Origin of the sequence: Streptomyces malaysiense, assembly GCF_000980885.2 — a bacterium.
Classification (GTDB): domain Bacteria; phylum Actinomycetota; class Actinomycetes; order Streptomycetales; family Streptomycetaceae; genus Streptomyces; species Streptomyces malaysiense.
In genome coordinates, this window is sequence record NZ_LBDA02000068.1 from 41400 (window position 1) to 63375 (window position 21976).

Annotated in this window: 19 protein-coding genes; 13 read left to right on the top strand and 6 right to left on the bottom strand. The window is 73.5% G+C overall.

Annotation, left to right across the window (positions count from 1 at the left end; all coding sequences use genetic code 11):
- Window positions 1–12: 12 nt before the first annotated feature.
- Window positions 13–372, bottom strand: coding sequence for a DUF6204 family protein (locus VT52_RS27240; RefSeq protein WP_046420666.1), 360 nt, complete (start codon window positions 370–372; stop codon window positions 13–15).
- Between the two features lie 519 nt (window positions 373–891).
- On the opposite strand from VT52_RS27240, the gene VT52_RS27245 reads away from it, so the two are divergent.
- The 4 genes from VT52_RS27245 to zwf all read left to right on the top strand — a co-directional run bounded on the left by VT52_RS27245 (window position 892) and on the right by zwf (window position 4810).
- On the top strand, window positions 892–1734 hold the full coding sequence (locus tag VT52_RS27245) for a universal stress protein (RefSeq protein ID WP_046420668.1): 843 nt from the start codon (window positions 892–894) through the stop codon (window positions 1732–1734).
- A 109-nt stretch (window positions 1735–1843) separates the two neighbouring features.
- Window positions 1844–2146 carry a hypothetical protein gene (locus VT52_RS27250; protein WP_046420671.1) on the top strand — a complete coding sequence of 101 codons (303 nt, stop codon included), beginning with the start codon at window positions 1844–1846 and terminating at the stop codon, window positions 2144–2146.
- Window positions 2147–2293: 147 nt separating this feature from the next.
- Window positions 2294–3325, top strand: a complete 1032-nt coding sequence (gene gnd, locus VT52_RS27255) for a phosphogluconate dehydrogenase (NAD(+)-dependent, decarboxylating) (protein WP_046420673.1) — start codon at window positions 2294–2296, stop codon at window positions 3323–3325.
- Window positions 3326–3328: 3 nt separating this feature from the next.
- Window positions 3329–4810 (top strand): glucose-6-phosphate dehydrogenase, encoded by a 1482-nt coding sequence (gene zwf, locus VT52_RS27260; RefSeq protein WP_420856312.1) that lies wholly within the window; start codon window positions 3329–3331, stop codon window positions 4808–4810.
- Here the strand turns inward: zwf and VT52_RS27265 are convergent.
- Both VT52_RS27265 and VT52_RS27270 read right to left on the bottom strand, forming a co-directional pair.
- Entirely contained in the window at window positions 4770–5816 is a 1047-nt protein-coding gene (locus VT52_RS27265) for a cytochrome d ubiquinol oxidase subunit II (protein WP_046420676.1), read from the bottom strand. The two genes, zwf and VT52_RS27265, sit on opposite strands and share 41 nt — an antisense overlap.
- Window positions 5813–7204: a cytochrome ubiquinol oxidase subunit I gene (locus tag VT52_RS27270; protein WP_079175301.1), complete on the bottom strand. Its 1392-nt coding sequence runs from the start codon at window positions 7202–7204 to the stop codon at window positions 5813–5815. The genes VT52_RS27265 and VT52_RS27270 overlap by 4 nt, the downstream gene beginning before the upstream one ends.
- 548 nt (window positions 7205–7752) lie before the next feature.
- Here VT52_RS27270 and miaB point away from each other — a divergent pair.
- Both miaB and VT52_RS27280 read left to right on the top strand, forming a co-directional pair.
- Complete coding sequence (gene miaB / locus VT52_RS27275; protein ID WP_079175299.1) at window positions 7753–9279, top strand: tRNA (N6-isopentenyl adenosine(37)-C2)-methylthiotransferase MiaB; 1527 nt, start codon at window positions 7753–7755, stop codon at window positions 9277–9279.
- A 251-nt stretch (window positions 9280–9530) separates the two neighbouring features.
- Window positions 9531–10247: a class III extradiol dioxygenase subunit B-like domain-containing protein gene (locus tag VT52_RS27280; protein WP_046420682.1), complete on the top strand. Its 717-nt coding sequence runs from the start codon at window positions 9531–9533 to the stop codon at window positions 10245–10247.
- 61 nt (window positions 10248–10308) lie between these two features.
- On the opposite strand, the gene VT52_RS27285 is transcribed toward VT52_RS27280, so the two are convergent.
- Window positions 10309–10593, bottom strand: a complete 285-nt coding sequence (locus VT52_RS27285; protein WP_046420685.1) for an antitoxin — start codon at window positions 10591–10593, stop codon at window positions 10309–10311.
- Between the two features lie 20 nt (window positions 10594–10613).
- Window positions 10614–10775, bottom strand: a complete 162-nt coding sequence (locus VT52_RS38180; protein ID WP_167377746.1) for a hypothetical protein — start codon at window positions 10773–10775, stop codon at window positions 10614–10616.
- Between the two features lie 189 nt (window positions 10776–10964).
- On the opposite strand from VT52_RS38180, the gene miaA reads away from it, so the two are divergent.
- The 6 genes from miaA to hflX all read left to right on the top strand — a co-directional run bounded on the left by miaA (window position 10965) and on the right by hflX (window position 19487).
- Window positions 10965–11903 (top strand): tRNA (adenosine(37)-N6)-dimethylallyltransferase MiaA, encoded by a 939-nt coding sequence (gene miaA / locus VT52_RS27290; RefSeq protein ID WP_046420687.1) that lies wholly within the window; start codon window positions 10965–10967, stop codon window positions 11901–11903.
- A gap of 102 nt (window positions 11904–12005) precedes the next feature.
- A complete protein-coding gene (locus tag VT52_RS27295) occupies window positions 12006–12629 on the top strand; it encodes a hypothetical protein (protein WP_079175300.1) in 624 nt (207 codons plus the stop codon).
- Between the two features lie 89 nt (window positions 12630–12718).
- Window positions 12719–13588 carry a diaminopimelate epimerase gene (dapF, locus tag VT52_RS27300; RefSeq protein WP_046420690.1) on the top strand — a complete coding sequence of 290 codons (870 nt, stop codon included), beginning with the start codon at window positions 12719–12721 and terminating at the stop codon, window positions 13586–13588.
- A gap of 282 nt (window positions 13589–13870) precedes the next feature.
- Complete coding sequence (locus VT52_RS27305; RefSeq protein WP_046420692.1) at window positions 13871–16054, top strand: RelA/SpoT family protein; 2184 nt, start codon at window positions 13871–13873, stop codon at window positions 16052–16054.
- Window positions 16055–16222: 168 nt separating this feature from the next.
- Window positions 16223–17773 (top strand): M1 family metallopeptidase, encoded by a 1551-nt coding sequence (locus VT52_RS27310; RefSeq protein WP_046420695.1) that lies wholly within the window; start codon window positions 16223–16225, stop codon window positions 17771–17773.
- Between the two features lie 223 nt (window positions 17774–17996).
- Complete coding sequence (gene hflX / locus VT52_RS27315) at window positions 17997–19487, top strand: GTPase HflX (protein WP_046420698.1); 1491 nt, start codon at window positions 17997–17999, stop codon at window positions 19485–19487.
- A 147-nt stretch (window positions 19488–19634) separates the two neighbouring features.
- Here hflX and VT52_RS27320 read toward each other — a convergent pair whose 3' ends face one another.
- Window positions 19635–20864: a trypsin-like serine peptidase gene (locus tag VT52_RS27320; RefSeq protein WP_107481462.1), complete on the bottom strand. Its 1230-nt coding sequence runs from the start codon at window positions 20862–20864 to the stop codon at window positions 19635–19637.
- Between the two features lie 308 nt (window positions 20865–21172).
- Between VT52_RS27320 and VT52_RS27325 the strand changes: the two genes are divergently transcribed.
- A partial coding sequence (locus VT52_RS27325) for an aminotransferase class III-fold pyridoxal phosphate-dependent enzyme (protein WP_143070923.1) occupies window positions 21173–21976 on the top strand: 804 nt, incomplete at its 3' end.

Consider the following 21976-nt stretch of genomic DNA (forward strand, 5'->3'; position numbering starts at 1 on the left):
AGCATGACGGCGTCACGCGTCGGACGTCCGTGCCGCCCGGCGCTGGCGTTTGCTCAGGGGGGCCTGGGAGAGGTCCTCGGCGGAGGAGCGGAGGTTCTTGAATCCGTAGCCCCGTTCGGCCAGCCATGCCCCGGCCGCCGCCTCGGCGTGTTCGGTGGCCTCCAGGATGTCTTCCTCCTCCTTCCCGGTGGCCGAGAAGCGGAAGACGAAGGCCGGCCGGGCGGCGATGTCGTAGGTCAGGCTGCCCTCGGGGGTGAAGGCGGCGCGCAGCACGTCATGAGCGGCGGCGTCGGCGAGCAGGGCGGCGCGTTGGTCGTCGGTGAGGCCGTCGAAGGCGCCGCGCACGGTGATGCGGAAGGTTCGGGTGTCCATCCGGCGACCTTAGGCGTGCCGGGGTCCGGTTCTCCACCGGCTTTTCGCCGCGGCCCCGCGGGCCTGTTCGATGCGGACCCGTGGTCGCGGCCGACGGCGGGCGTGCGACGGGGAGCGGGGTGTGCGTGGCCCCGCGCGCGGGGTGCGCCGGAGGGAGGGCGAACCGGCGCGCGACGCACGGCACTTCGGCGCGGAGCGCCCGGCCGGTCCGCGCGTCCGGGCGGGCGCGGCCCGGTCCGTCCGCGCCGAGCGCCGCCGGGTGGTCCAGGGCCTTCACGGGCCGCGGCGGGACGCTCCGTTCGGGAGCCGCCTCGGTGCCGTGCCGTTCGTGACGCTCCGGGCGGGCGTGTCCGGGTGGCCGGGCGCGACCGCTCCTCCCTCGGGAGGGCGCTGGACACCTTGCTCGATATGACCGGAATGGAAGCTTTTGTTGTGCATCATGATATGGGTGCGCAGAATCCTCCGGGCCGGGTTCCGGGCGGCCGCCCACGGATGACCCCTACACGAGGAGAAGCGGATATGTCGGGACGCGTCGTGGTGGGAGTGGACGGCTCCGAGGAGAGCGTGGCGGCGGTCGACTGGGCCGCGGACGAAGCCGCGCTCCGGGGCGCCGAGTTGCGCCTGGTGAACGCCTCGCTCTGGCAGGAGCACGCACTCGTGGCGGTCCGTCCGGCCCGGGACGTCCTGGCCGAACGCGCGCAGGGCCTGCTGGCCGAGACGGCGGCTCGGGTCCGGTCCCGCCACAGCGGGATCACCGTCAGCGACCAGGAGGTGGAGGACGCGCCGAGCAGCGTGCTGGTGGCCGCCTCCGCCGACGCCGGGCTCGTGGTGCTCGGTTCGCACGGCTTCGGCGCCGGCACCGGCTTCACGGCCGGCTCCGTGGGACAGGAGGTGGCCGGGGAGTCGCACAGCCCGGTCGTACTGGTCCGCGGGACCGAACCGGACGGGGACGGCCGCGTCGTCGTGGGCCTGGACGTCCGCTCTCCCGGCGAGGAACTGCTCCAGTTCGCCTTCGACTTCGCCGCACGGCGCTCCGTACCCGTCCAGGTGGTGCACACCTGGCATCTGACCGCCCTGCACCACCCCTGGCACCCGCACGGCGCGGGCAGCGAGGGGGCGGAGGCGGGAGCGGCGGCGCTGAAGGAGGCGGTGCGGCCCTATCGCGAGCGCTTCCCCCAGGTGTACGTGGTGGAGGAGGCCACCGCCGGACGGGCGGCCGAGCACCTGGTCGAGGCCGCGATCGGAGCCGGGCTCGTGGTCGTGGGCCGACGCCGCGCGCGGTCGGGCAGCCACCTCGGCGCCGTCACCCACGCGGTCATCCACCACGCGGCCTGCCCGGTCGCCGTCGTCCCGCACTCCTGACCCGCCGGCACCCCGTGGCGACGGCGGCCGCCGCGTGCTGGGCTGCGGGGAGCGGCGGTGTGTCGTGTACTGGGAGGGCAGGAGTCTCGAAGGGAGCGGACCGCTGCCCATGACCGATCAGGACACTCCGCCGGCGGACACCGTCCGCGGCCCGCGCGTGGACGCCGTCCGGCGGGCGGAGCCAGGACACGCCGCCACGCCCCCGGGGACCGGCCCCGTCGCGTCAGCCCTGTGGCAGGGGTACGCCCCGCTGCGGGAACTCCAGGGCCGCGACCCGCACCACCCCGTCCGGCCCGACCGGGATCCCTTCCTCCTGTCCGGGGAACGTGCCTCCGCGCCGCCGCGGCCGCTGCCGTACCGGCCGGCCGGCACGTCTCCGGCCGGCCGGAGGGTACCGGAGACCGTCGCCTGACGTCTCCACCCGGCTCGCCGCGCAGTGAACGGAGGAGCGCCACCATGCCCACACCCATTCACGAGCACCCCGCCCGGCGCACGCCCGAGCGACGCCACCCGGACCCCGGCACCCGCCGGGACACCCCGCGCGACGCGGAGGTGGACCGTGCCGACTGACACCCCGATGCACCTCGGCATGGTCGGGCTCGGCCGCATGGGCGCCAACCTGGTGCGCCGGCTCATGCGCGACGGCCACACCTGCGTGGTGTACGACCTGGACGCCGACGCCGTGGGGGAGCTGGAGAAGGAGGGCGCCACCGCGGCGACCTCGCTGGAGGACCTGGTCGGCAAGCTCGACCGGCCGCGGAACATCTGGCTGATGCTGCCCGCCGGCGTGGTGGGGCGCACCGTCGACGAACTGGCCGGCCTGCTCGCGCCCGAGGACGTCCTGATCGACGGCGGCAACTCCTACTACCGGGACGACATCGCCCGCGCCCGGCAACTCGCGCCCAGTGGTGTCCACTACGTGGACTGCGGCACCTCCGGCGGCGTCTGGGGTCTGGAACGCGGATACTGCCTGATGGTCGGCGGAGACCGCGAGGCCGTCCTGCGCCTCGACCCGCTCCTGCGCACGATCGCCCCGGGTGCCGGAGCCGCCGAGCCCACCCCCGGCCGGACCGCGACCACCGGCACCGCCCCGGACGGCTACCTGCACTGCGGGCCCAGCGGAGCCGGCCACTTCGTGAAGATGGTCCACAACGGGGTGGAGTACGGGATGATGGCCGCCATCGCCGAGGGCCTGAGCATCATCAGGCACGCCGACGCGGGGCTGCGCGACCGGTCGGTCGACGCCGAGACCGCCCCGCTGCGCGACCCCGACGCCTACGCCTACGAGATCGACGTCGCGGAGGTCGCCGAGGTGTGGCGGCGCGGTTCCGTGGTCGGCTCCTGGCTGGTCGACCTGGTCGCCGACGCGCTGGCCCGCTCGCCGGGGCTCGACGGGTTCGCGGGCCGGGTCTCCGATTCCGGCGAGGGCCGGTGGACGGTGCTGGCCGCGGTCGACGAGAGCGTGCCCGCTCCGGTGATCACCGCGGCCCTCTACCAGCGGTACGACTCCCGAGGGCTTGGCGAGTTCACCGACCAACTGCTGTCGGCGATGCGCGGTGAGTTCGGCGGGCACGCCGAGAAGGCGGGCTGAACCGTGTCGCAGCCGAACCCGGACCCGTCCCCGGCCGTGTCTGCGGCCACGCCCCCGGAGCGGCGCCCGGACCCCCATGTGATCGTGCTCTTCGGCGCGACCGGTGACCTGGCCCGCCGCAAGCTGCTGCCGGGACTCTTCCATCTGGCCGTCGCCGGGCTGATGCCCGAGCACTACCGGGTGGTGGGATCCGCACCCGCCGCCGAGGCCCTCGGCGACGAGGAGTTCCGCGCCCACGCCCGCGACGCGATCGGCGAGTTCAGCCGGCTGGAACCCCGGGGCGAGGCGTGGGACGCGTTCGAGAAGACGCTCGGCTTTGGTGCCGCGGACCCGGAGGACCCGCAGCCACTGCTGGACGCCGTACGCGCGGCGGAGCAGGCGCTCGGCGGCCGGCCACGCCGGCTCTTCCATCTCGCCGTGCCCCCGGCCGCCTTCGCCTCCGTCGTCGGGCTGCTCGGGGACACGGGTCTCGCGCGGAACGCGCGCGTGATCGTGGAGAAGCCCTTCGGCACCGACCTGCCGTCGGCTCAGGCCCTGAACGCCACGCTCCACGCCGTCTTCGACGAGTCGGAGGTCTTCCGCATCGACCACTTCCTGGGCAAGGAGTCGGTGGACAACATCCTGGCCCTGAGGTTCGCCAACGGCCTGTTCGAGCCCATCTGGAACCGGGACCACATCAGCCATGTCCAGATCGACGTACCGGAGGAGATCGGGATCGAGGGCCGGTCCCGCTTCTTCGAAGGGACCGGCACCTTCCGGGACATGGTCGTCACCCATCTCTTCCAGCTCATGGGGTTCGTGGCGATGGAACCCCCGACCACGCTGGAGGCGCACGCCCTGCGCGACGAGAAGGAAAAGGTCTACCAGTCCCTGCGGCCGCTGGACCCGGCCCACGTCGTCCGCGGCCAGTACACGGGATACCGCGACGAACCGGGAGTGGACCCGCACTCGGACACCGAGACCTTCGTGGCCCTGCGCGCCGAACTGGACAACTGGCGGTGGTCCGGCGTGCCCTTCTTCCTGCGGTCCGGCAAGTCCCTCGCCCAGGGCCGGCACCTCGTCACCCTGGGCTTCCGCGAGCCGGTGCTGCGCATGTTCCCGCTGGACGCCCACCGCGGCTCCGACCTGCGCGGCAACGGACTGGTGATCGACTTCGACGATCCCGGCGGCATCACGGCCCGATTCCTCACCAAGGAACCCGGACCCGCGATGCGGCTGGAGAACGCCGAGATGGTCTTCCACTACGCCGGCTCGTACAACGAGGAGCACGCGCTGGAGGGTTACGAGCGGCTGATCCTGGACGCCATGCTGGGGGACCAGTCCCTGTTCACCCGCTCGGACGGCATCGAACGGCTGTGGGAGGTGGCCACCCCCCTGCTGCGGGAGCCGCCGCCCGTCGAGCCCTACGCCCCCGGCTCCTGGGGGCCCGACCGGATCCGGCAGCTCATCGCTCCGTACCGGTGGAGTCTTCCGGACCCTCACTGACCAGCGGGTCCGGCACCAGCTCACCCAGGCTCTCCAGACGGTAGAGCAGCACCAGGGCCGGACCCACCAGCGCCACGGCCACCACCGAGACGATCATCAGCCAGAACATCGTGGCCCGCGCGCCCGCCCCCTCGGCCACGGTCAGCGAGGTGGGCAGCAGGTAGGGGCGCTGGGCCAGGCCCCAGGCGACGACCACCGCCCCGACGGAGCCCACGGCGGCGGCCCGGGTGAACTGGGTGGGCGCGCCGCGCACCAGCAGCCAGACCGCGGCCAGCGCGCAGACCGCCGCGACGCACACCAGGGCCAGCCCCGCCCCGCCGGTCAGCCGCTCGTGCACGTAACGCGCGTCATGCCGGGTCAGCACGAGGCCGATGCCGGCCAGCACCGCCAGCGCCACCAGCGTGCACAGCGCGCGCCGGCGGAAGTAGTCGACCAGGTCCGGGGCCCCGTAGGCGCGGGCGTCCCCGGACAGGAAGACGGCACCGAGGAAGGCGGCGGCGGCCACCGTCATCAGCCCCGACAGCACCGAGGTGGGGTTGGTCCAGGCGGACACCGAGGCGGCGGCGCCCGGTGCCACCCGGCCCGAGGCGACACCGCCCACCGCCGCGCCGAGGAAGTACGGCGTCAGGACCGAGGCGACGGCGAAGGCGGCCCCGTAGACGCGCCGCTCGGCGAGCCGCCGGGTCGGTTTGCGGAAGGCGAAGCCCGCCCCGCGCAGCACCAGTCCCGAGGCGGCCAGCGTCAGCGGAAGCCACAGCACGGTGAACACCGTCTGGAACATCACCGGGAAACCGGTCCACATGACCACCAGGACGAAGATCAGCCAGACGTTGTTGACCTCCCACACCGGTGCCATGGCGTGGTCGATCAGCTCGCGCGGACGGCTCCCGCGGCGCGCTCCGCCGGCGAGCAGGTCCCAGAACCCGGCGCCGTAGTCGGCCCCGCCCCCGCAGGCGTAGGCGACCACGGCCAGCAGCAGCACCCAGGCGACGACATCGGCGGTCATCGGCGGCCGCCCGGGACACGATGCGGGCGCGGCCCGTAGGGTGTCGCGCTCTCCGGCGGTTCGCCGGCGGAGGGCCGGGCGCCCTGCCGTGCCCCGTTCCGCTCGTCCTGGTCGCGCCACCGGGTACGCATCCGCAGCAGGACGACGACGAACACCGTCAGCACCGTGGCGTAGCCGAGGACGACCACCCCCAGCACCGCCCACAGGGTGCCGGCGGAGGTGGCGGTGACCGCCTCGGAGACCCGCATGTACCCGTAGACGATCCAGGGCTGGCGGCCCACCTCGGTGGTCACCCAGCCGGCCTCGACGGCGATCAGACAGGCGATGCCCGCCCCCGCCGCCGCGCGCAGGAACCAGCGGGAGCGAGGCAGGTCGCGGTGGCGCCACCAGGCCCAGGCGTACCAGAGCGCGAGGAGCAGCAGCAGACTGCCGAGGACGACCATCACGTCGAAGGCCGTGTGCGCGATGGTCGCCTGGCTCGCGGTCGGCCGGTCGTCGGCCGCTACCGAGGTCAGACCCGTCACCCGGGTGCTCGGGCGGAACCCGGCGAGCACGGAGTCGAGTTGGGGGATTTTGATGCCGCCGGAGACCGAGCCGTCCGGGTTCAGCCGTCCGAAGATGTACTCGGGGACGTGCGTGTCGGTCTTCCAGACCAGCTCCATCGCCGCGAACTTCACCGCCTGCTGGTGGAAGACGGACCGGGCGATGAAGTCGCCGAGGAAGAGCTGGACCGGGGCGAGCACCGCGCCGGCCGTGAACGGGACGGTGAAGCCCAGCCGGTGGTAGCGGTCCCGCCGCCCCCGCCACAGACCGGTGGCGTACACGCCGCCCACCACGAAACCCGCGGTCATGAACATCGCCACCACGAAGTGCCAGTACTCGGGGCCGAACATCGGGGTGAACACGGCCTTGCGCACGTCCACCCCCACGGGGTCGCCGTTCGCGCCGAGCCGGAAACCCCGGGGGGAGTTCATCCAGGAGTTCGCGGCCAGGATGCCGAACGCGCCCAGCAGGGCGACCAGGGGCAGCGGCACACCGAGGGCGAAGTGGGTCCACCGCCCCAGGCGGCGCCATCCGTAGAGGTACACCGAGATCAGCACGGCCTCCAGGAAGAAGGCCCACGCCTCGACACCGAACCCGAGGCCGAAGACGTCTCCCCAGCGTCCCATCATTCCGGGCCAGAGCAGCCCGAACTCGAAGGACAGCACCGTCCCCGTCACCACGCCCACCGCGAACTGCACGGCCATCACCGCCGACCAGCGGCGGGCCAGCAGCCAGGCCACCGGGTCGCCGGTGCGCAGGGCCCGGAAGTGCATCAGCAGGGTGATGAAGGGCAGGGCGACGCCGAAGGGCACCATCAGGATGTGGACACCGAGGCTGAAGGCCATCAGTTCCCTTGCCGGCAGCAGCTGCGCCGGCTCCTGGGCCAGCAGTTCCACCACCCCGTTCACCGGCGGCACCCGGCTCCGCGCACGGCGGCCCCGCCGCGCGGGGGGCGTGCCGGGTGCGTGCACGCGTGGTCTGCCCGATCGTCCACCGTGAGGTCCTCCCAGTGTGGTGAGCCGTCCTCGCTCACCCAAACACCGGGGGGCTTCCGGAGCCCGCCTCACCCGGCCGCATTGCTCCGGATGCCGTGCGTAGCTCGATCGAGCGGGTTTCCGTGCGGCGCGCCAGGTGGCGTCCGCCCGCCGGCACGGTCGGCGACCGCGCCGCGTACCCGGACGGGCACCCGGCGCGGACAGAAGGCGCGCCTCCCCTCCCCTCGCGCGGGGCGCACCCCGGGCCCTCGCACCCTCCGCGGTCCCGGCCCCACGGAGCGGCAGTCCCGCGGACGCGCCTGGAAGGAGGCCCTCCGGAATCGCCGCCGCGGCGGGTGCCGTGCGACGGACAGGGGCGCCGGGACGACGGTCTCCGCGGACCGCCTACCCTTGAGGGCATGACCAGCAGCAGTGACCGGAGCCCGGCAGTGGACGTTCGATCATCTAAGACGTACGAAGTCCGCACCTACGGGTGCCAGATGAACGTCCACGATTCCGAGCGATTGGCCGGGCTGCTGGAAGAAGCCGGGTACGTACGGGCGCCGGAGGACGCCGACGGCGACGCGGACGTCGTCGTCTTCAACACGTGCGCGGTACGGGAGAACGCCGACAACCGGCTGTACGGCAACCTGGGCCGGCTCGCGCCGCGCAAGGCGTCCCGGCCCGGCATGCAGATCGCGGTCGGCGGCTGCCTCGCGCAGAAGGACCGCGACACCATCGTGCGCAAGGCGCCCTGGGTGGACGTCGTCTTCGGCACGCACAACATCGGCAGCCTTCCGGTGCTGCTGGAGCGCGCCCGCGTCCAGGAGGAGGCGCAGGTCGAGATCGCCGAGTCGCTGGAGGCGTTCCCCTCCACGCTGCCGACGCGCCGCGAGAGCGCGTACGCCGCCTGGGTCTCGATCTCCGTCGGCTGCAACAACACCTGCACCTTCTGCATCGTCCCGGCGCTGCGCGGCAAGGAGAAGGACCGCCGGCCCGGCGACATCCTCGCCGAGGTCGAGGCGCTGGTCGCCGAGGGCGTCTCGGAGATCACGCTCCTTGGTCAGAACGTCAACGCGTACGGCTCCGACATCGGCGACCGAGAGGCCTTCAGCAAGCTGCTGCGCGCCTGCGGGGCCATCGACGGTCTGGAGCGGGTCCGCTTCACCTCCCCGCACCCGCGCGACTTCACCGACGACGTCATCGCCGCCATGGCCGAGACGCCGAACGTGATGCCGCAGCTGCACATGCCGCTCCAGTCCGGCTCGGACCAGGTCCTCAAGGCGATGCGCCGCTCCTACCGGCAGGAGCGCTACCTCGGGATCATCGAGAAGGTGCGCGCGGCGATCCCGCACGCGGCGATCACCACCGACGTCATCGTGGGCTTCCCCGGCGAGACCGAGGCGGACTTCGAGGAGACGCTGCACGTCGTGCGCGAGGCGCGGTTCGCGCAGGCCTTCACCTTCCAGTACTCCAAGCGGCCCGGGACGCCGGCCGCGACCATGGACGACCAGATCCCCAAGGAGGTCGTGCAGGCGCGCTACGAGCGGCTCGTCGCCCTCCAGGAGGAGATCTCCTGGGAGGAGAACAAGAAGCAGGTCGGCCGCACGCTGGAGCTGATGGTCGCCGAGGGCGAGGGCCGCAAGGACGGTGCCACGCACCGGCTCTCCGGACGCGCCCCCGACAACCGGCTGGTCCACTTCACCAAGCCGGAGCAGGAGGTGCGGCCCGGTGACGTGGTCACCGTCGAGGTGACGTACGCCGCCCCGCACCACCTGCTCGCCGAGGGCGAGGTCCTCGCGGTGCGCCGTACGCGCGCCGGCGACGCCTGGGAGAAGCGCACGGCCGTGGCCGCCGCCGAGCCGGCCGGCGTCATGCTGGGCCTGCCGAAGGTCGGCGTCCCGGCGCCGCTGCTGGCGGCGACCAGCGGCTGCGGCTGCGACTGACGGGAGCGAGCGGACCGACCGAGCCGCTCCCGGCCGGCGGGAGCGGCTCGGTGAGGCGGCGCCGGCCCTCGTGGGGCACCGGTCGTGAAGCTACGCCGGTGCCGAGGGGGCTGGCGTGAGCGGTCGCGCCTAGGCCGGGTGCCGAGGTGGCGCCGGCCCCCGGTGGCCGCCCCCATGAGCCGTGCCGGCTCCGGGGGGTCCCTGGATCCCGGGCCGCCCGGTCGCGGCGGTGCCGGGTTACCCTGCCGATCATGCTTCTCGCCGCCGCCGTCTGCCCCTGCCCGCCGCTGCTCGTGCCCGAGGTCGCCGCGGGTGCCGCTCCCGAGATGGACACCGCGCGCGCGGCCTGCACGGACGCGCTCGGCGTGCTCGCGGCCGCCCGCCCGGAGCTGCTGGTCGTCGTCGGACCCGCGGGGCCGGGCGACGGCGGGACGTTCCCGCAGGGCACCCGGGGTTCCTTCAAGGGGTACGGCGTCGACCTGGACGTCCGTCTGGGGGCCGCCGCCCAGGCCGCGGCGGCGGAGCGCGAGCTGCCGTCCTCGCTGGCCGTCGGCGCCTGGCTGCTGGAGCGGACCGGCTGGGCGGACGCCCCGGTGGAGGGGCTCGGCGCCGAGGAGACGCTCGCGCCCGAGCGGTGCGCCGGGACCGGCCGGGAACTCGGGGGCCGCGCCGACCGCGTGGCCCTGCTGGTCCTGGGCGACGGCAGCGCGTGCCGCACGGTCAAGGCCCCCGGCTACCTGGACGAACGCGCGGCCCCCTACGACGCCGCGGCCGCCCGCGCCCTGGCCGCGGCCGACCTCCCCGCCCTGCTCTCCCTGGACGCCGCCCTCGCCCGCGCCCTGAAGTCGTCGGGCCGCGCCCCCTGGCAGATCCTGGCCGGCGCCGCCGAGGGTGCGGACCTCGACGGCGACCTGCTGTACGAGGACGCGCCGTACGGCGTGGGATACATGGTCGCCACCTGGTCCTAGCAGGACCTCTCTTCCGGAGAGGCCCTGGCGTACCGGCGGGGACGCGCGCCCGGCCGCCGGCTCACGAGGCCGGCGGCGGTCCCTGCGGCGGCGCGGGGGGATTCGGCCGGGCGCCCGGCGTGCCGTCCGGATGCTCGTCCTTCTGCGCCAGGCGGTCCATGGCGTCCTTCGCCTTGCCCGTGCCCGCCTGGATCTTGTCGCTGTACTTGTGCTTGGTGCGCTCGTCGACGGCCTTGGCCGCCTTGTCGAGGCCCTGCGACACCTTGCCGCCGTGCTGGCGCGCCAGGTCGGACACCTTGTCCTTGGCCGGGCCGAGCCTGGCCTTCATGTTGTCGAACAGACCCATGGTCCACCTTCCGTCGGGGGTTATTCGCGGACGCCCTTGGCGGACTGCTGCCGGGGGATCTGGGTGGCCTCGGACGACTCCTGCGCACCGGTCGTCCTCGCCGGCTCCGGTTCCTCCGCCCCGGCCGCCTCCGCCGACGTCCGCCGAATCGTCCTCGACCTGCCCAGGAGCCGTGAAATCATGCCCATATCCACTCCATACGGTACTCGCGCGGGCGATTTCCCGCGTCACGCGGTGCGTACGGCCACGCCGCCCGGGTCACCGCGTCGGACGGCCCGTACAGGACACCTCACCTCGGGCAACGACCCGGCGGCCGGCTCCGTCACGTAACTCGTTCGAGACCGCGCCGCGAGGTTTGCGAGACTGGTGCGGTGAGCAGCGCATCCCCCGCCCCCCGCGTCATCGCCGTCGTCGGACCCACCGCGGCCGGAAAGTCAGATCTCGGCGTCTTCCTGGCCCAGCGACTCGGCGGCGAAGTCGTCAACGCCGACTCGATGCAGCTCTACCAGGGGATGGACATCGGCACCGCCAAGCTGACACCCGAGGAGCGCGGCGGCGTGCCGCACCACCTCCTGGACGTCTGGGACGTCACGGTCACCGCCTCGGTCGCCGAGTACCAGAAGCTGGCCCGCGGCCACATCGACGCGCTGCTCGCCGAGGGCCGCTGGCCGATCCTCGTCGGCGGCTCCGGGCTGTACGTCCGCGGCGCCGTCGACAACCTGGAGTTCCCCGGCACCGACCCCGAGGTCCGCGCCCGCCTGGAGGAGGAGCTGGCCCTGCGCGGCTCCGGCGCCCTGCACGCCCGCCTGGCCGCCGCCGACCCCGAGGCCGCCCGCGCGATCCTGCCCGGCAACGGCCGCCGTATCGTCCGCGCCCTCGAGGTGATCGAGATCACCGGGCAGCCCTTCACCGCCAACCTCCCCGGTCATGACTCGGTCTACGACACCGTCCAGATCGGCGTCGACGTGGCCCGCCCGGAGCTGGACGACCGGATCACGCGCCGCGTCGACCGGATGTGGGACGACGGTCTGGTGGACGAGGTGCGCGCGCTGGAGGCGCGGGGGTTGCGCGAGGGGCGCACGGCCTCGCGTGCGCTGGGATACCAGCAGGTGCTCGCGGCGCTGGCCGGTGAATGCACCGAAGCGGAGGCGCGTGCCGAGACCGTGCGCGCCACCAAGCGCTTCGCGCGCCGGCAGGATTCCTGGTTCCGGCGCGACCCCCGTGTGCACTGGCTGAGCGGCGCCGCGGCCGACCGCGGGGAACTTCCGCGGCAGGCCCTGACGTTGGTCGAACGACCGGTCACAGCCTGATCACGTGATGGCATCGGGATGCGCCGCCGGTCATCGGCGCCTCCGGCGCCGTGCCATCATCGTGCTTCGATCGACCAAGTGGAGTCCTAGTTGGGAGGGCGCGTGGCGATGGAGGCCGGCCCTCGCGACACCGCACCGGGTGCCGAGCGCGTCACCACCGAGGGTGAGCGACCGGACCAGGGCGAGGGACTTCAAGAGGACCGTCGGGAAGACCTCCGGGAGGACCGTCGGGAAGATCGTCGGGAGGACCTCGGAGAAGGTCCCCAGGACGACCTCGACGACGGTCTCGTGACCGAGGCCGAGGACCGGCTCGCCGACGACGGGCCCGACGAGAGCACGGACGGCGTGACCGAGGACGGTCCGGCGCCCGAGGAGATGTACACCAGCGGTCCCGAGGTCGAGGTCGAGCTGCGCCCGCAGCGCCGGCTGCGCATCTGGCAGCTCGCGCCCATCGTGGGCCTCTCCGCCGTCGGCTCCCTGATGTTCGCCTTCCCGCTCGCCTTCGACGGCGACAGCGGCGCGGTCATCGCCATGCTCGGCCTGCTGATCTGCTGCTGCGCCGCCGGCTGGGGCATGATGGCCGCCCGCCGCGTGGGCTACACCTGGCCCGGCCTGCCCCCGCGCGGCTCGGGCCGCCGCCCGGACTGGCGCGTCGTCCTCGGCTACGTCCTGCTGGTCGCCGTGGTGGCCGTACTCGCCGTGGGGCGCGTGGCCCGGCTGCGCTGACCGCGCCGGAGAAACCCGCCGAGCCCCCGTGGCCCGTGCCCCGTGGTCGCCGTCGAACCGCTGTCGTACCGACCCCGTACGATCGAGGAATGAGCACGCGGATCGCCTTCCTCAAGGGGCACGGCACGGAGAACGACTTCGTGATCCTGCCGGACCCCGACAACGCCATCGAGCTGTCCCCGGCCGCCGTGGCCGCCCTGTGCGACCGCCGGGCCGGCATCGGCGGCGACGGAGTACTGCACGTGGTGCGCTCCGCCGCGCACCCCGAGGCACGGCGGATGGCCGGCGAGGCCGAGTGGTTCATGGACTACCGCAACAGCGACGGCTCGATCGCGGAGATGTGCGGCAACGGCGTCCGCGTCTTCGCCCGCTACCTCCAGCACGCCGGGCATGTCGCCGAGGGCGACCTCGCCATCGCCACCCGCGGCGGTGTCAAGCGCGCGCACATCGCCAAGGACGGGGACGTGACCGTCGGCATGGGCGGCTCCCGCCTCCCCGAGGGGGACGTCACGGTGCGCGTCGGCGAGCGCAGCTGGCCCGCGCGCAACGTCAACATGGGCAACCCGCACGCGGTCGCCTTCGTGGCCGACCTCGCGCACGCGGGCGACCTGTACACCCCGCCGCCGGTCAGCCCCGAGGGCGCCTACCCGGAGGGGGTCAACGTGGAGTTCGTCGTGGACCGCGGCCCCCGCCACGTGGCGATGCGGGTGCACGAGCGCGGCTCCGGCGAGACCCGCTCCTGCGGCACCGGTGCCTGCGCCGTCGCCGTGGCCACCGCCCGCCGCGACGGCGCCGACCCGGCCGTCACCGGCACCCCCGCCACGTACACCGTGGACGTGCCCGGCGGCCGCCTGGTCATCACCGAACGGCCGGACGGGCAGATCGAGATGACCGGCCCCGCGGTGATCGTCGCCGAAGGCACGATCGACGGCGAGTGGCTGGAAAACGCCCTTCGCTGACCTGCCGAAGTCGCCCTCGGAACGGCCTCGGGCACCCGGAGCAGCGGTTCCCGGGCCCGGGGCCGGATCGAATCCACGGGCGATGCCAGGGCAGGTGGCGCAAAACTTAAACCTCCTTTTCGTCGCTCGATTGGGTGATCCGTTTCACGCTCGGCGAGAGGCGGTCTGTCGCACGTGGTGGGCTCGGTAGCATCAAGCACCGGCACGGACGGGGGAGCGTCGGCAACCTGAGCCGCGCATGCCCTGGGGATCCGTCCGCCGGTCCACGAGCCGGAGGTGCCCATGAGTGCGGAGGCCACGAACCCTTCGACCCCGGTCCCGGTAGTGCCCACGGCCGCGACGGCCGCGGTGGCACCCGCGTCGGTGCGCCGGAAGTCCCGGCCCAGGATCGACCTGCGCCGGCTCGGCCGGGCCGCGCTGCTCGGGCCGACCGCCCGGGACAGACTGCCCGACGCGATCGGTCACGTGGTGGAGGCGCACCGCGCCCACCATCCCGAGGCGGACCTCGAACCCCTGCGCCGCGCCTACGTACTGGCCGAGTCCTCGCACCGCGGCCAGACGCGCAAGAGCGGCGAGCCGTACATCACCCACCCGCTCGCCGTGACCCTCATCCTCGCCGAACTCGGCGCCGAGACAACGACGTTGACGGCCTCGCTGCTGCACGACACCGTCGAGGACACCGAGGTGACGCTGGATCAGGTGCGCGAGCAGTTCGGCGAGGAGGTCCGCTACCTGGTCGACGGCGTCACCAAGCTGGAGAAGGTCGACTACGGGGCCGCCGCCGAGCCCGAGACCTTCCGCAAGATGCTCGTCGCCACCGGCAGTGACGTGCGCGTGATGTCGATCAAACTCGCCGACCGGCTGCACAACATGCGCACCCTCGGCGTGATGCGCCCCGAGAAACAGGCGCGCATCGCGGGTGTCACCCGCGACGTCCTCATCCCGCTCGCCGAACGCCTCGGCGTCCAGGCCCTGAAGACCGAACTGGAGGACCTGGTCTTCGGCATCCTGCACCCCGAGGAGTACGAGCACACCAGGGAACTCATCGCGGAGAACGCCGCCCGCGCCGCCGACCCGCTCGCCGCCGTCGCCGAGGAGATGCGCGGGGTGCTGCGCGAGGCCGGCATCTCCGCCGAAGTCCTCATCCGCCCGCGCCACTTCGTCTCCGTGCACCGAGTGGCCCGCAAGCGCGGGAAGCTGCGCGGCACCGACTTCGGCCGGCTGCTGGTGCTGGTGGGCGAGGACGCCGACTGCTACGGCGTGCTGGGCGAACTGCACACCTGTATGACACCGGTGGTCTCGGAGTTCAAGGACTTCATCGCCGTTCCCAAGTTCAACCTGTACCAGTCGCTGCACACCGCCGTCGCCCGCCCCGACGGCCAGGTGGTCGAAGTCCTCATCCGCACCCACCAGATGCACAAGGTCGCCGAGGCCGGCGTCGTCGCGCTCGGCAACCCCTACGCCTCCGCCACCGACGCCCCCGGTGCCGACGAGCCCGCCGACGGCGAGCGCGCCGACCCCACCCGGCCCGGCTGGCTCTCCCGCCTCCTGGAGTGGCAGCAGGCCGCGCCCGACCCGGACACCTTCTGGTCGACCCTGCGCGAGGACCTCGCCCAGGACCGCGAGATCACCGTCTTCCGCCCGGACGGCGGCACCCTGGGCCTGCCCGAGGGCGCCAGCTGCGTGGACGCGGCCTACGGGCAGTACGGCGAGGACGCGCACGCCTGCATCGGCGCCCGCGTCAACGGCCGCCTGGCCAGGCTGAGCACGGTCCTGAAGGACGGCGACACCGTCGAACTCCTCATGGGCCAGGACCCCGCCTCGGAGCCCTCCCGCGAGTGGCTGGAGCACGCCCACACCCCGGCCGCCCGCATCGCCATCCAGCGCTGGCTGACCACGCACCCCGGTGGTGGCACCCCGGCCGACGAGCCGGCCGGCTACCGCGCCGACGCGGACTTCCGCGAACGTCGTGCCCACGAGACCCGGCCCGGAGGACGCCCCCGGAGCGCCGACGTCCGCACCGACCGCCCCGGCGCCGCGGTACGCCTCGCCGGATGCTGCACGCCCGTGCCGCCCGACGAGATCACCGGCTTCCCGGTACGCGGGGGAGTGGTGACCGTGCACCGGGCGGAGTGCGCCGCGGTGGCGCACATGAAGAGCCGGGGGCGCACGGAGATCGGAGTGCGCTGGGGGGAGAGCACCGCGTGCCGGGTCACCCTGGTCGCCGAATCGTTCGGCCGCCGGGGGCTGCTCGCCGACCTCACCGAGGCCATCGCGCTGGCGGGCGGCGACATCGTCTCCGCCACGGTGGAGCCACCGAGCGAGCAGCGGGTGCGCCACACCTACACCCTCCGGCTCCCGGACGCCGCGGACCTGCCGTCCCTGATGCGCGCCATGCGGGACGTCCCGGGCGTCTACGACGTGAGCCGCACCCGGCACCAGGCACTGGCCCCGAGGCTCCCCTGACGGACGACCGGGCACCGGTACCCCGGTCCCCCCGGCGGGCCGTACGTCCGGGCGGCCCGCGAGCGGCGGGCCGTACGTTCCGGCACCCGCTCACCGCGGGCAATCCGTTCGGGTGGGCCGGGCGCGCGTCGCCGCCGTACGGCGGGCGGGCGCTGGTAGCGGTGGTCCATGCTGCTCAACCCCCGCCACCGGGACACCCCTGCCCCCGCCGGCCGGCAGCGGACGGCACCCCGCCGCCGCAAGGCCGTCCTGCTCGCCTCCGCCGCCTCCGTCTGCTCCCTGTGCCTGCTCGGCGCCGCCGCCCCGCCCGTGCCGCTCGGCATCGGCGACCGGCTGTACCCGACGCTGGGCAACCCCGGATACGACGTCGCGTCGTACGACGTGGACCTCACCTACCCCGGCGCCAACGACGAGCCGCTCCAGGCCGTGACCACCATCGACGCCTGGGTCACCGCCGACCTGGACCGCCTCAACCTGGACTTCGCGCGCGGCACCGTCCGCTCCGTCGAGGTCGACGGGATCCCCGCGGACTTCCGGAGCGCCGGGGAGGACCTGGTCGTCACCCCCGTCCAGCCCCTGCGCCGGGGCGACTGGGTCCGGATCACCGTGCGGCACACCAGCGACCCCAGGCCGGCCGGGGACCAGAAGGGCGACGGCGGCTGGGTGCCCACCACCGACGGACTCGTCATGGCGAACCAGGCCGATGCCGCCCACCTGGTCTTCCCGTGCAACGACCACCCGTCCGACAAGGCGATGTTCACCTTCCGGGTCACCGCGCCCAACGCCTACACGGTGGTCGCCAACGGCCTGCCCGCCGGATCGAGGCGCACCGGCGCCACCACCACCTGGACCTACCGCACCCGGCACCCCATGGCCACCGAGCTGGCCCAGGTCTCCATCGGCCGCTCCGCAGTGCCGCATCGCGAGGGCCCCCACGGACTGCCCCTGCGCGACGTCGTCCCCAGCGTCGACCGCGAGACCCTCGAACCCTGGCTCGCCAGGACGCCCGACCAGATCGCCTGGATGGAGAGCAAGGTCGGCCGGTACCCGTTCGAGACCTACGGCGTGATCATGGCGAACGCCACCACCGGGTTCGAGCTGGAGACGCAGACCCTCTCGCTCTTCGAGAAGAACCTGTTCACCGAGCCCGCGTACCCCAAGTGGTACGTCGAGTCGGTCATGGTGCACGAGCTGTCCCACCAGTGGTTCGGCGACAGCGTCAGCCCCAGCGCCTGGTCCGACGTCTGGCTGAACGAGGGGCACGCGACCTGGTACGAGGCCCTGTACGCGGAGGAGAAGGGCCACCGGCCGATGGTCGACCGGATGAAGGCCGCCTACGGTGCCTCCGACGGCTGGCGCGCCTCCGGCGGTCCGCCCGCCCGGCCCAGACTGCCCGAGCCCGGCCAGAAGATCAGCATCTTCCGGCCCAGCGTCTACGACGGCGCGGCCCTCGCCCTCTACGCCCTGCGGCAGGAGATCGGCCGCCCCGCCTTCGAGCGACTGGAGCGGCTCTGGGTCCGCGACCACCGCGACGCCGACGCCTCCACCGCCGACTTCGTCGCCCTGGCCTCCCGGGTCGCCGGCCGGGACCTCGGCGGCTTCCTGCACGACTGGCTGTACGGCGAGAAGACCCCGCCGATGCCGGGCCACCCGGACTGGAAGCCGGACGAGGCGCCCGCCAAGTCCGCGAAGGCGGCCAAGCGGCCGGCCCACCGGTGAGCGGGCGGACAGCGCCCCGGCCCCCGGAAACGGGGGCGGCGGTGCCGCTCCGGCCCCGCGATAACACGGTGACGCGACGCACCGCCCCGTGCGACCATCTTCGGGTCGGCGCCGCGCGGGACACGGGAATCTCCCGGGGTACCCGAGCGTTGACCACGACGAGCGGTCCGGCCGGGCCGCCGTACCGACGCCGCCACGGCACTCCCATCGACGTAAGGATCCAATGACCTCCTCTTCTTCCCCTTCCCAGGACGCCAAGCGCACGGCGCACGCCTACCCCGAGGGTCTTCGGGCCGATGCCCTGATGGAAGAGGACGTCGCCTGGAGCCACGAGATCGACGGAGAGCGGGACGGCGACCAGTTCGACCGCTCCGAGCGCGCGGCCCTGCGCCGCGTGGTGGGTCTGTCCACCGAGCTGGAGGACGTCACCGAGGTCGAGTACCGCCAGCTCCGCCTGGAGCGGGTCGTGCTCGTCGGCGTGTGGACCACCGGCACCGCGCAGGACGCCGACAACTCCCTCGCGGAGCTGGCCGCCCTCGCCGAGACGGCGGGCGCCCTCGTGCTCGACGGCGTCATCCAGCGCCGCGACAAGCCCGACGCGGCCACCTACATCGGCTCCGGCAAGGCCCTGGAGCTGCGCGACATCGTCCTCGAGACGGGCGCGGACACCGTGATCTGCGACGGTGAACTGAGCCCCGGACAGCTGATCCAGCTGGAGGACGTCGTCAAGGTCAAGGTCATCGACCGCACCGCCCTGATCCTGGACATCTTCGCCCAGCACGCCAAGTCCCGGGAGGGCAAGGCACAGGTCGCGCTCGCGCAGATGCAGTACATGCTGCCGAGGCTGCGCGGCTGGGGCCAGTCGCTGTCCCGGCAGATGGGTGGCGGTCGCGGCGGCCTCGCCACGCGTGGCCCCGGTGAGACCAAGATCGAGACGGACCGGCGCCGGATCCGCGAGAAGATGGCGAAGATGCGCCGGGAGATCGCGGACATGAAGACCGGCCGCGAGATCAAGCGCCAGGAGCGCCGGCGCAACAAGGTGCCCTCCGTCGCCATCGCGGGCTACACCAACGCGGGCAAGTCCTCCCTGCTCAACCGGCTCACCGGCGCGGGCGTCCTGGTCGAGAACGCGCTGTTCGCGACCCTGGACCCGACCGTGCGCCGCGCGGAGACCCCGAGCGGTCGCCTGTACACCCTGGCGGACACCGTCGGCTTCGTCCGGCACCTGCCCCACCACCTGGTCGAGGCGTTCCGCTCCACCATGGAGGAGGTCGGCGACTCCGACCTGATCCTGCACGTGGTGGACGGCTCGCACCCGGTCCCCGAGGAGCAGCTCGCCGCCGTGCGCGAGGTCATCCGGGACGTCGGCGCCACCGACGTGCCCGAGATCGTCGTGATCAACAAGGCGGACGCGGCCGACCCGCTGGTCCTCCAGCGGCTGCTGCGCGTCGAGAAGCGCTCCATCGCGGTCTCGGCCCGCACCGGCCAGGGCATCGCCGAGCTGCTCGCGCTCATCGACGACGAGCTGCCGCGCCCCGAGGTCGAGGTCGAGGCGCTGGTGCCGTACACCCACGGCAAGCTGGTCGCGCGCGCCCACACGGAGGGCGAGGTGATCTCCGAGGAGCACACCGCGGAGGGCACCCTGCTCAAGGTCCGGGTGCACGAGGAACTGGCGGCGGACCTGGCGCCGTACACGCCGGTCTCCGCGACCTGACCCACGGCAGCACGAAGGCCCGCCACCCCCTCGGGGCGGCGGGCCTTCGCCGTCAGGTCCCGCGGTTCCGCGACCGTCCTACGGCTCGGCGGTCCCGCGACCGTCCTACGGCTCGGCGGTCCCGCGGCCTTCGCGCTCCCGCGGGGCTCACCGCCCGGCGAACTTGTCGCTGACCGACTTGTACACGCCCTTGGCCACGTCGCCGAAGCGGGGACCCGCCAGCCAGCCGGACGACACCGGGCCGATCGAGGTGTTGGACACCAGGGCCGGCTTGCCGTCCGAGCCGGTCTCCACCCAGCCGCCTCCGGAGGCGCCACCGGTCATGGTGCAGCCGATCCGGTACATCGTCGGGTCGGCCTGGTTCATCGAGAGCCGGCCCGGCTTGTCCTGGCACTGGTACAGCAGCTGACCGTCGTACGGCGGCGCCGCCGGGTAGCCCGAGGCCGTCATGCGCGCCACCTTCGGCACGGCCGGCGCGTCGAAGTCCACCCGCAGCGCCCCGCCGACCGTCTCCTCCAGCGACTTGCCGCCGCTGCCCTGCTCCGGCGTCACATGGATGACCGCGAAGTCGTACGGCGCCCCGTCGCCGCCGGTCTCGCCGCCCTTGTCGATCCACTGCTGGGAGGTCTGCGCCGCGTCCGCCCACCAGACGCCGTACGGGGCGATCTGCTCGCGGGAGGCGTGCTGGAGCTGGTCGACCGACCGGGCCGCGTTGTTGTACGACGGCACGAAGGCGAGGTTGCGGTACCAGCCGCCGCTCTTGCCGGCGTGCACGCAGTGGCCCGCCGTCCAGACGAGGTTGGACTTGCCCGGGTGCGCGGGGTCCTCCACGACCGTGCCCGAGCAGACCATGTGGCCCTCGGGGGAGTCGAAGAACACCTTGCCGGAGGTGGCCGCGCCGGCGTGGTACGGCGCCGCGACCTGCCGCGCCTTCACCGGCTGCGGGGTCGGGTCGGTCACGCCCTGGTCACCGGAGATGTCGTTGCCGTCGACGCCCTTGTCCGGGTCGCCCGCGTGCCGCATCCGGTCCGGGTTCCACAGGCCCTTGATGATCGGGTTGATGAAGTCGTTGGCCTCGCGCAGCCAGTCCTTGCGGTTCCAGTCCTTCCAGGCGCCGTTCTTCCACTTGTCGATGTCGATCCCGTGCTCCTTGAGCTTCTGGCGCACATCGTCCGGGATCCTGACCTTGCCGTCGCCGGTGGCGGCCGCGGCCGCGGAGGCGGACGGATCGCCGCCGGCCTGGTCGTCGCCGTTGCAGGCGGTGGCGGTCAGCGCCAGCGCCGAGGCGAGGGTGACCGCCGCCAGCGAGGTCGAGGCGCGGCGGGTGCGGATGCCCCCTCCTCGCCGGGTGGTGGACGACGGCCGTATGGATCGCATGCTCGTGACTCCCCGTGTGGTGACGGAACTTCGGCGCTCGGCCAGGACACCGGCGGTCCTCTCAGGGAGAGTTCGGGCCGGTGCCATGACCTTTCGGAACGGCATCACACCCTATGCGTTCGGCGACCCCGGCCTCCGCCGGAACGGCAACGGTTTCGCTACGAGCGGCGCGCGGACCGGCGTACCGATCCGGGGCGAGGCCGTGACCCCGGCGCCCGGTGAGCGGTTGTAGGCGGCGGGGGGCCCGCTGCCTGTCCTTGGTTCCCCGTGGATCAACTCGCCTGTTAACAGCGGGAGGACAGCCAGCCGTGGCCGTGACCGAGTCGTTGGCGGAAGAAGCGCACGGGCCGGCGGGTGCCGTGCACGAGGGGATCCTGCGGCGCCAGTCGGCGCGCGAGTCCTCCGCGCGCACCTACGCACGGGCCCTGCCCATCGTGCCCGTGCGGGCGCGCGGGCTGACCATCGAGGGCGCGGACGGCCGCCGCTATCTGGACTGCCTCTCCGGCGCGGGCACGCTCGCGCTCGGCCACAACCATCCGGTGGTCCTGGAGGCGGTGCGGCAAGTCCTCGACTCCGGGGCCCCGTTGTCCGTCCTCGACCTCGCGACCCCGGTCAAGGACGCGTTCATCACCGAGCTGTTCCGCACCCTTCCGCCGGGTCTCGCCGGGCGGGCGCGGGTGCAGTTCTGCGGACCGGCCGGGACGGACGCCGTCGAGGCCGCGCTCAAACTGGTCCGGGCCGCGACGGGCCGCTCCGGTGTCCTCGCCTTCACCGGCGCGTACCACGGCATGACGGCGGGCGCGCTGGCCGTCTCCGGGGGCGCGCCCGAGGTCCGGGCCGTCCGGCTGCCCTATCCGCAGGACTACCGCTGTCCCTTCGGGGTCGGCGGCCCGCGCGGCGCCGAACTCGCCGCCCGCTGGACCGAGTCGCTCCTCGACGACCCCAAGTCCGGAGTGCCGCTGCCCGGTGGGATGATCCTCGAACCGGTGCAGGGCGAGGGCGGGGTGCTCCCGGCCCCGGACGACTGGCTGCGCCGGATGCGCCGCATCACCGCGGACCGCGCCGTCCCACTGATCGCCGACGAGGTGCAGACCGGCGTCGGCCGCACCGGC

Coding starts and splice junctions, on each gene's coding strand:
- VT52_RS27320 (WP_107481462.1), bottom strand. CDS start 20,864: ATGCGATCCATACGGCCGTCGTCCACCACCCGGCGAGGAGGGGGCATC.
- VT52_RS27245 (WP_046420668.1), top strand. CDS start 892: ATGTCGGGACGCGTCGTGGTGGGAGTGGACGGCTCCGAGGAGAGCGTG.
- hflX (WP_046420698.1), top strand. CDS start 17,997: ATGACCTCCTCTTCTTCCCCTTCCCAGGACGCCAAGCGCACGGCGCAC.
- VT52_RS27250 (WP_046420671.1), top strand. CDS start 1,844: ATGACCGATCAGGACACTCCGCCGGCGGACACCGTCCGCGGCCCGCGC.
- dapF (WP_046420690.1), top strand. CDS start 12,719: ATGAGCACGCGGATCGCCTTCCTCAAGGGGCACGGCACGGAGAACGAC.
- VT52_RS27240 (WP_046420666.1), bottom strand. CDS start 372: ATGGACACCCGAACCTTCCGCATCACCGTGCGCGGCGCCTTCGACGGC.
- VT52_RS27280 (WP_046420682.1), top strand. CDS start 9,531: ATGCTTCTCGCCGCCGCCGTCTGCCCCTGCCCGCCGCTGCTCGTGCCC.
- VT52_RS27270 (WP_079175301.1), bottom strand. CDS start 7,204: ATGGCCTTCAGCCTCGGTGTCCACATCCTGATGGTGCCCTTCGGCGTC.
- VT52_RS27285 (WP_046420685.1), bottom strand. CDS start 10,593: ATGGGTCTGTTCGACAACATGAAGGCCAGGCTCGGCCCGGCCAAGGAC.
- VT52_RS27305 (WP_046420692.1), top strand. CDS start 13,871: ATGAGTGCGGAGGCCACGAACCCTTCGACCCCGGTCCCGGTAGTGCCC.
- VT52_RS38180 (WP_167377746.1), bottom strand. CDS start 10,775: ATGATTTCACGGCTCCTGGGCAGGTCGAGGACGATTCGGCGGACGTCG.
- VT52_RS27265 (WP_046420676.1), bottom strand. CDS start 5,816: ATGACCGCCGATGTCGTCGCCTGGGTGCTGCTGCTGGCCGTGGTCGCC.
- miaB (WP_079175299.1), top strand. CDS start 7,753: ATGACCAGCAGCAGTGACCGGAGCCCGGCAGTGGACGTTCGATCATCT.
- VT52_RS27310 (WP_046420695.1), top strand. CDS start 16,223: ATGCTGCTCAACCCCCGCCACCGGGACACCCCTGCCCCCGCCGGCCGG.